7 protein-coding genes are annotated in these 9,066 nt (G+C 39.2%); 3 read left to right on the forward strand and 4 right to left on the reverse strand.

Translation table 11 applies throughout. From position 1 onward, the window contains the following. Positions 1-57: 57 nt before the first annotated feature. The 4 genes from holA to KPC_RS14945 form a co-directional block, all read right to left on the reverse strand. Positions 58-1,047, reverse strand: a complete 990-nt coding sequence (gene holA / locus KPC_RS14930; protein WP_121975159.1) for a DNA polymerase III subunit delta — start codon at positions 1,045-1,047, stop codon at positions 58-60. A gap of 14 nt (positions 1,048-1,061) precedes the next feature. Continuing rightward, on the reverse strand, positions 1,062-1,613 hold the full coding sequence (locus KPC_RS14935) for an LPS-assembly lipoprotein LptE (RefSeq protein WP_121975160.1): 552 nt from the start codon (positions 1,611-1,613) through the stop codon (positions 1,062-1,064). Between the two features lie 228 nt (positions 1,614-1,841). Further along, the gene (gene leuS, locus KPC_RS14940) at positions 1,842-4,466 is read right to left on the reverse strand and encodes a leucine--tRNA ligase (RefSeq protein ID WP_121975161.1); all 2,625 of its coding nucleotides are present in this window, start codon (positions 4,464-4,466) and stop codon (positions 1,842-1,844) included. A 122-nt stretch (positions 4,467-4,588) separates the two neighbouring features. After that, positions 4,589-4,978, reverse strand: coding sequence for a DUF4124 domain-containing protein (locus KPC_RS14945; protein ID WP_121975162.1), 390 nt, complete (start codon positions 4,976-4,978; stop codon positions 4,589-4,591). A gap of 552 nt (positions 4,979-5,530) precedes the next feature. Between KPC_RS14945 and KPC_RS14950 the strand changes: the two genes are divergently transcribed. The 3 genes from KPC_RS14950 (at position 5,531) to ilvC (ending at position 8,871) form a co-directional block, all read left to right on the forward strand. Beyond that, positions 5,531-7,258, forward strand: a complete 1,728-nt coding sequence (locus KPC_RS14950) for an acetolactate synthase 3 large subunit (RefSeq protein ID WP_121975163.1) — start codon at positions 5,531-5,533, stop codon at positions 7,256-7,258. Beyond that, positions 7,255-7,746: an acetolactate synthase small subunit gene (ilvN, locus tag KPC_RS14955; protein ID WP_121975164.1), complete on the forward strand. Its 492-nt coding sequence runs from the start codon at positions 7,255-7,257 to the stop codon at positions 7,744-7,746. The genes KPC_RS14950 and ilvN overlap by 4 nt, the downstream gene beginning before the upstream one ends. A 108-nt stretch (positions 7,747-7,854) precedes the next feature. Then, positions 7,855-8,871 (forward strand): ketol-acid reductoisomerase, encoded by a 1,017-nt coding sequence (ilvC, locus tag KPC_RS14960; RefSeq protein ID WP_121975165.1) that lies wholly within the window; start codon positions 7,855-7,857, stop codon positions 8,869-8,871. Positions 8,872-9,066 lie beyond the last annotated feature (195 nt).

A 9,066-nucleotide genomic window follows, 5' to 3' on the forward strand; every position in this document is an offset into this window, starting at 1 on the left:
GATAAATCGTGAATGAATGAGAATTATTCTATATATTCACTAATTTAAAAAGATTTTTTAGGCTAAAAATAGAGTTTTTCCACAAAGCTCTGCAATAGCTTGTTGAATAAGATGATCAGGGTTTTCCTGACTCATTCCTTTGATTGATGCATCAATTCTTAAAAGTAGTTTCGGCCAGATCAGGAAGTTTTGTGGGTTTAATCGCCTTAATGCCTGTTGGTAATTGGAAACTTTATTTTTCCATATGCCGATTTGTAGTGCATTTTGTGGTTGTTCATAAAGTTGCATTAATAAACGCATTTCTTTACTGATTGTCCACAAAATTAAACTGTGAGGTTCACCTGATTCGACTAAATACTGGAAAATCTTGATGGATTGATTTAAGTTGCCTGAAATCAGACTATCACTTAAGTCAAATGTGCTATATCTGGATTGGTCTTGTAAACAGGCTTGTAGATGATCAATCAAAATGGTTTGTTGATCAGGAAAAGTGTCTGCGACCCGCATCAAACTGTTTTTTGCTGCAAGTAAATTATGTTCATGATGTAGTTCTAACCAGTTCCATGCATCCTGATTAAGCTGAATTCCGGTTTTTTCAGCTTCTGCCATTAAAATTCTTTGACGATCTTGAGGGTAGTTTGCAGTGAGTTGAACAACAACGCCATTGGCTTCAATGACCTGAAAAAAACTGGATTTTAAACTTCCAGAATCTTGCTTAGGCATAATGATTACAAGTAAATTATGTTCATTTTCTTGTATATATTGTTTCAGTTGCTTCAAGCCATTTGCGTCAGGTTTAATATTTCCATGTACTTCTATGGCTAGATTTTGTGAGAAAAGCGATAGGCTATTTAAAGCATTAAAAACATTTTTCCAGTCATTTACATTATTTAGATCATAGCGCTGACGCTCAATTTCATTGTTTTGCCAGTTCTTACGAAATGCATCTAACAGGTTTTGTTCAAGTAAGGGTTCTTGACCATGCATAATCCAGGCACCACGCGCCTCATGGACGCGTTTTAGGGCTTGTAAATAGTCAAGTTTCATCGTGAATAACTAATTTATTGTGCAGCAGGAGATGAAGACACTGCAGGTATAGTTGTGTTTACCTGTGCTTTAGGTAAGCGGTTTGCTGAAATCTGTCGGCTCACTTGCTGAGCAACATCATCAATTAAGATCTGTTGTAGATATTTCTCTTGCTGATCATCAGTATTGACTGTTGCAACATCATATTGATAACTGCGTGAAGCGGTTACAGTACGTGGCATGGTTACTGGATTGCCTTGTTGATCTTCGATTTGGAAAGTTACAGTTAAACGTAAAATGGTTTCAATTAACTGACCACGTAGCTCATGACGCAAAGGTGTGTAACTAAGTACGCGTAGTACATAAGCATCAGGGTTTTTGCTGAGCTGCACACCTGTTGCAGTTAAATACACACTGAGTTTGGATTCGAGTTCTTCTGCTTCATTTGGAATTTGAAGATTTAGTTTTGTATAGACAAGAGGTGTTGCTGTAGGGTTAGTCCCTTTTAAGTGAAAACCACACCCAACTAAACCTGCGCTTAAACCTAAAGTTAAAACAACAGCTGCAAAACGTTGGACTAAGTGCATGAATATTCCTCTAATCAAATACTCCACTTTTTATGCGAAGTAATACTCGAATTTTTGAATCTTTTCAATTTTAAAGTTAAAGCACATTGTTGACAATGTGCTTTATCAATCTCCCTCTATGAAGCAATGCCTCTTGGCCTTAATAAAGAGAGGAACTTTGATCCCGATTACAAGATAAAAAGCTCCTCTTTTAAAAGAGGGGATTGGAGATTAAATTTTGTTAAAAATTTAAACCACCAGATTCACTAATTTATTTGGTACGACAATTTCCTTCTTGGTTGGACCAGTCAAGAATTGTTGCACTTCTGGTAAGGCTTTTGCTTGTGTCAATAGTTCGTCTTTAGAAATATCTACAGCAACTTCTAATTTACCACGAAGCTTGCCATTTACTTGTACCACAATTGTTTGCGTATTACGTGTTAAGGCAGATTCGTCAACAGCTGGGAATAATGTTTGAGTTAAATCAATACCGAATTCAGCTAATAAAGTCTGGCTTAAATGTGGAGCAAATGGGGCAAGAAGAGTTAATAACGTTGTAATTGCTTCACGCTCTACTGCTACATCTTGATCTGATTTTGCTTCGAATTTAGTTGTCGCATTTAACAGTTCCATTAAAGCTGCGATAGCAGTATTAAATGCATGACGGCGTTCAATGTCATCACCCACTTTTTGAATGGTTTCATGTGTTTTGCGACGTAAATCCTGCGCATCTTTTGAAAGACTTGCTGTGTCGATCTGTGTTGCTGCATTTGCCTTATCAAGGAATGAATAAGTTAAACGCCAAACACGTTTTAAGAAACGGTTAGAACCCTCAACTCCAGCATCAGACCACTCTAGAGACTGATCAGGTGGTGCTGCGAACATCATGAATACACGGGCAGTATCCGCACCATACTGGTCAATAATGGCTTGTGGGTCGATACCGTTATTCTTCGATTTCGACATTTTTTCCTGACCGCCAATTACAACTTCCTGACCATCACCTTGATATTTTGCAGAAATAATTCGCCCTTTTTCATCTCGTTCAAGATCAATATCGGCAGGATTGAACCATGTTTTTTTACCTGAGGCATCTTCACGATAGAAAGTATCTGCAAGTACCATGCCTTGAGTTAACAGGTTGGTAAATGGCTCATTACCTTGGACTACACCCTCATCACGCATTAATTTGTGGAAGAAGCGAGCATAAAGCAAGTGCAAGATTGCATGTTCTACACCGCCGATATATTGGTTTACTGGTAACCAGTTTTGAGCTGCTTCAGGCTTGACCATTCCACCAGTAAAGTCAGGTGATGCATAACGTGCATAGTACCAGGATGACTCTACAAAGGTGTCCAGAGTGTCTGTTTCACGACGTGCATCGCCACCACAGCAAGGGCATTTCGTTTCATAGAATTCAGGCATCTTATTTAATGGATTACCTGATCCATCTGGAACGACATCAGTTGGTAAAATCACAGGGAGCTGATCTTCTGGAACTGGCACTTGTCCACATTTTTCACAGTTGATCATTGGAATAGGGCAACCCCAATAACGCTGACGAGAAACGCCCCAGTCACGTAAACGGAATTGAACTTTTACATTTGCAAGACCTTGCGGTTCAAGTTTTGCCAAAAATGCATCAAATGCACCTTGTAGGTCTAAACCATCAAATTCGGCTGAATTGATGAGTTTTCCATCTTTTGAACCGTACCATTCCTGCCAGCTCTTAACATCATAATCTGCATCGTCTTTAGTTTTTGCATCAATTACCTGCTTGACAGGGAGGGCATATTTATTTGCAAACTCAAAGTCACGTTCATCATGAGCAGGTACAGCCATTACAGCACCAGAGCCGTAAGACATTAAGACATAGTTTGCGATCCAGACAGGAATTTCTTCACCTGTTAATGGATGCTTAACGGACAAACCAGTTGCCATACCCTTTTTCTCAGCTGTCGCAAGATCAGCTTCGGCAACTGAACCCATACGGCATTCTTCAATAAATGCTTTAAGTTCTGGGTTGTTTTCTGCCGCTTTAAGTGCAATAGGATGTTCTGCTGCAACTGCAACATAAGTTACACCCATTAATGTGTCAGCACGTGTTGTAAATACAGTCAGACCATCTGCATAAACTTCAATATTTGCCGATGGAAAGGTAATTTCCATCCCTTGCGAACGACCAATCCAGTTCCGCTGCATGGTCAAGACTTGTTGTGGCCAACCTTCTTTTAGCGTATCCAGGTCATCTAATAATTCTTGCGCATAGTCTGTGATGCGGAAGTAATACATCGGAATATCACGTTTTTCAACCAGAGCACCAGAACGCCAGCCACGACCATTTTCAACCTGCTCATTGGCAAGTACAGTTTGGTCTACTGGATCCCAGTTTACGGTTGAAAGTTTGCGATAAATCAGACCCTTTTTATAAAGCTGTACAAATAACCATTGTTCCCAGTGATAGTACTCTGGTGTACATGTTGCAAACTCGCGATCCCAATCGATAGACAAACCAAGTTTTTTTAATTGATTACGCATGTAGTCAATATTTTCAAAAGTCCACTTTGCAGGTGCAACTTTATGCGCAATTGCAGCATTTTCAGCTGGTAGACCGAATGCATCCCACCCCATAGGTTGCAGAACAGTTTCACCTTTTAGGCGATGGAAACGGCTAATCACATCCCCGATTGTATAGTTTCGCACATGCCCCATATGCAGTTTGCCACTTGGGTATGGGAACATCGAAAGGATGTAACGATGTGGTCCAGTCACGGTGTCGGCAACTTTAAATGCTTTTCGAGTTTCCCAGTCTTGCTGGACATTTGGCTCAATCGCACTTGCTTGATATTCGGGGTCAATGTGAGGAGTAGTCATAAACGTATATATGTCAGAACAATGGTTAAAAAGTTTGTTGCACAGCATAGCGCAAAATACACCTAAAAGTGAATTTTGCGACCAGCATATTTATTAAAAAGTTAGAAATATAGACAAAGTCTCTAGTTTATGGCAGATATTTGAGGGGTAATACTCGTCGAAACAGTATTTTTCTCAGGTTGAACAGGCACTTTAGGTGGTATTGTTTGGGATAGAGGCGGTGTAATGGCTTGTTCATTTACTGTCTGTGGCTGGTTTTCTTTTTCTAAAGGTGGTGCTGATGTTTCCTGATGGGGAGCACCGTCAGTTTGATTGGTTTTTTTCCAGCCTTGTGTTTGGACTTTACTTTTATTTTTTGCATTCTTGGGAGGTGGGCTTTTTGTGTAATGTGTTGAACCATTTTGATCAACCCACTTATAAAAATCTTCAGCATGCGTGAAACTTATACTGATATATAAAAAAACAATAATATTACTGGTGAATAAAAATAATAATTTGAATGAGTTCCTCATTTTACTTTTCCCCAAAAAATAAAAAATGTATCAATACGCTTTACNAATTCATTATGAGTANGATGAACGCTATAGAATGGATTTGATTATAACTTAATCAAATCCATATATGGGAGAGGGATTTCTTACATAATTTTATTTACTTATAAGTTATTGAAATATTTTTTATAAATGGCCTAAAAAAAAGGAATGGTTTAAAAAAGCACCGTTTGATAAATAAACAAAAAAAAGCCAGCCTTAAATCTTGACAATAGGGACGTAAACAACAAAAATGCAACTTTAGTTTTGTATATTTATCTCGATCACCCTTCGAATAAATATCATGGCAAGCAATAACATTTCTCTAAGCCGAGAGATGAACCTTACTAAAGTATGTTTATCCCAGCATATTTTTGTTGTTAATGTAGCTTAAACAGCTATGTGATCAGAATATTTTCTATTGCTGCAAAAACTTCGTAACATGTGTGTTATAACAGAACACGCAATCAATGAATGAAAGCACGAATTATGCCTCCCATAAGCTCGTGTAGAAAAAGATTAGGGTGAATTACGTTGGAACTTTTATCTGGTGGTGAAATGCTCGTTCGTGCATTAGCGGACGAAGGCGTTGAACATGTTTTTGGATATCCAGGCGGCGCAGTATTACATATTTATGATGCGCTATTTAAGCAAGATAAAATTCAGCATTATCTGGTGCGTCATGAGCAAGCTGCTGGTCATATGGCAGATGCTTATTCTCGTGTCACAGGTAAGACAGGCGTGGTTCTGGTCACATCAGGCCCAGGTGCAACCAATACAGTAACTCCTATTGCTACAGCTTATATGGACTCCATTCCAATGGTTGTCCTGTCTGGTCAGGTTGCATCACATTTAATTGGAGAGGATGCATTTCAGGAAACAGATATGGTTGGTGTTTCCCGTCCTATCGTGAAACATAGTTTCCAGGTGCGTCATGCGAGTGAAATTCCTGCAATTATTAAAAAAGCATTTTATATCGCTTCATCTGGTCGTCCAGGACCAGTGGTTGTTGATATTCCTAAGGATGCTACAAATCCTGCAGAAAAGTTTGCTTATGAATACCCGGAAAAAGTGAAGATGCGTTCTTATCAGCCACCGCATCGTGGTCACTCAGGTCAAATTCGTAAGGCAATTGATGAATTGATCAATGCAAAACGCCCAATTATTTATACTGGTGGTGGTGTGGTTCAGGGCAATGCTGCTGGATTATTAACTGAGCTTGCACATTTATTAAATTATCCAGTCACCAATACATTGATGGGGTTGGGCGGTTTTCCTGGCGATGATCCTCAGTTTGTAGGTATGCTCGGGATGCATGGTACTTATGAAGCGAATATGACCATGCATAATGCTGATGTGATTTTAGCTGTAGGTGCGCGTTTTGATGACCGTGTAACCAATAATCCCGCTAAATTCTGCCAAAATGCAAAAGTTATTCATATCGATGTAGATCCTGCAACGATTTCAAAAACGATCATGGCACATATCCCGATTGTGGGCGCTGTTGAACCTGTGCTTCAGGAAATGCTGGTTCAGTTGAAACAGATGAATGTTTCAAAACCGAATCCGGAAGCTATTGGTGCTTGGTGGTCGCAGATTAACGAATGGCGCAAAGTTCATGGCTTGAAATATGAACAGCTTTCTGATGGTACGATGAAACCACAAGAGGTTGTTGAGGCTTTATATAAAGTCACGAATGGTGATGCCATTATTACCTCTGACGTTGGTCAACATCAGATGTTTGGTGCACTTTATTATAAATATAAACGCCCTCGTCAGTGGATCAACTCTGGTGGTTTGGGAACAATGGGTGTTGGTTTGCCATATGCAATGGCTGCAAAGCTCGCCTGTCCTGATCAGCAAGTTGTATGTATTACAGGTGAAGCATCTATTCAGATGTGTATCCAAGAGCTTTCTACATGTAAGCAATATGGCTTGAATGTAAAAATTCTATGCTTGAATAACCGTGCTTTGGGTATGGTTAAACAATGGCAAGACATGAATTATGAAGGTCGTCATTCTAGTTCATATGTTGAGTCTTTGCCTGATTTTGCAAAACTGATGGAAGCTTATGGTCACGTAGGTATCCAGATTGATCATGCTGATGAGCTTGAGTCCAAGCTTGCTGAAGCAATGGCAATCAATGATAAATGTGTATTCATCAACGTTATGGTTGATCGTACTGAGCATGTATATCCAATGCTTATTGCTGGTCAGTCGATGCAAGATATGTGGTTAAGAAAAGGGGAGCGTACTAAATGAGACATATAATTTCTGTGCTCGTTGAAAACGAAGCTGGTGCGCTTTCTCGTTTGGTTGGTTTATTTTCTCAGCGCGGTTATAACATTGAGACTTTGAATGTAGCACCCACTGAAGATCCAACACTCTCACGTCTAACATTGACGACTTATGGCGATGAACACAAAATTGAACAAATCACCAAGCAGCTCAACAAGTTGGTTGAAGTTGTAAAAGTTGTAGATTTGTCTGAAGGTGCACACATTGAGCGTGAGTTGATGCTGATTAAAGTGAAAGCTTTAGGTTCGGCACGTGCTGAAATTAAGCGTACAGCTGATATTTTCCGTGCTCAAATTGTGGATGTAACACCAACGACATATACAATTCAAATTGCAGGGACAACTGAGAAAATAGATGGTTTTATTGATGCTCTCGCTGAAAACACCATTCTAGAGGTCGTTCGTTCAGGCGTATCTGGTATCGCTCGCGGCGAGAAAGTATTAACCATTTAATTTTTAACCTTTCGCACCTCTCTCAAAAGGAGAGGGGCTTGTTAAAGAAATTTTTAAACAGTAAATTTCAAACAGGCAGGAAGAAAAAGCATTTTAGCGGAGACAACAATGCAAATTTTTTACGATAAAGACACAGACTTATCTATTATCCAAGGCAAAAAAGTAGCGATCATTGGTTATGGTTCACAAGGCCATGCGCATGCACAAAACCTAAAAGACTCAGGTGTAGACGTGACTGTTGGTTTGCGTGCAGGTTCTACTTCTTGGAAAAAAGCTGAAAATGCTGGTCTTAAAGTTGCTGAAGTACCTGCTGCTGTTGCTCAAGCTGATTTAGTCATGATTTTGACTCCAGATGAGTTCCAGGCTCAACTTTACCGTGATGTTATCGAGCCAAATATCAAAGAAGGCGCAACTCTGGCATTTGCTCATGGTTTCTCTGTTCTTTATAACCAAGTTGTTCCACGTAAAGATCTTGATGTAATCATGGTTGCTCCTAAAGCTCCTGGTCATACTGTACGTTCTGAATTCCAACGTGGCTCTGGTGTTCCAGATCTTATTGCTGTTCATCAAGATGCTTCTGGTAATGCACGTAATGTAGCGCTTTCTTATGCTTCTGGTGTAGGTGGTGGTCGTACTGGTATTATTGAAACTTCATTCCGTGAAGAAACTGAAACCGACTTGTTCGGTGAGCAAGCAGTTCTTTGTGGTGGTGCTGTTGAACTTGTGAAAATGGGCTTTGAAACACTTGTTGAAGCTGGTTATGCTCCAGAAATGGCTTACTTTGAGTGCTTGCATGAACTTAAGTTAATCGTTGACTTGATGTTTGAAGGTGGTATTGCTGACATGAACTATTCAGTATCGAATAATGCTGAATATGGTGAATATGTGACTGGTCCTGAAGTGATCAATGAACAATCTCGTGAAGCTATGCGTAATGCACTTAAACGTATCCAATCTGGTGAGTATGCGAAGATGTTCATTCAGGAAGGCGCATTGAACTATCCTTCAATGACTGCTCGTCGTCGTCAAAATGCTGCACATGGTATTGAAGTGACTGGCGGTAAATTACGTGCGATGATGCCTTGGATCCAGGCGAACAAAATTGTAGATAAATCTAAAAACTAAGTTTTAGATTTTCATAAAAAAGCCTGCTAATATTAGCAGGCTTTTTACAAAACTATTTGATATATTTCACAAAAAAAATGAGCTTAACTTGATAAAATAATTATAAAAAAAATATTTCTGGAAATTGAGATGATTTTTTTGTCAAATTGTGTAATTGAATTTAGCCTAAGTAATCAAAGTCATCGTATTTAAATA

This window comes from Acinetobacter stercoris (assembly GCF_900323515.1).
Taxonomy (GTDB): Bacteria; Pseudomonadota; Gammaproteobacteria; order Pseudomonadales; family Moraxellaceae; genus Acinetobacter; species Acinetobacter stercoris.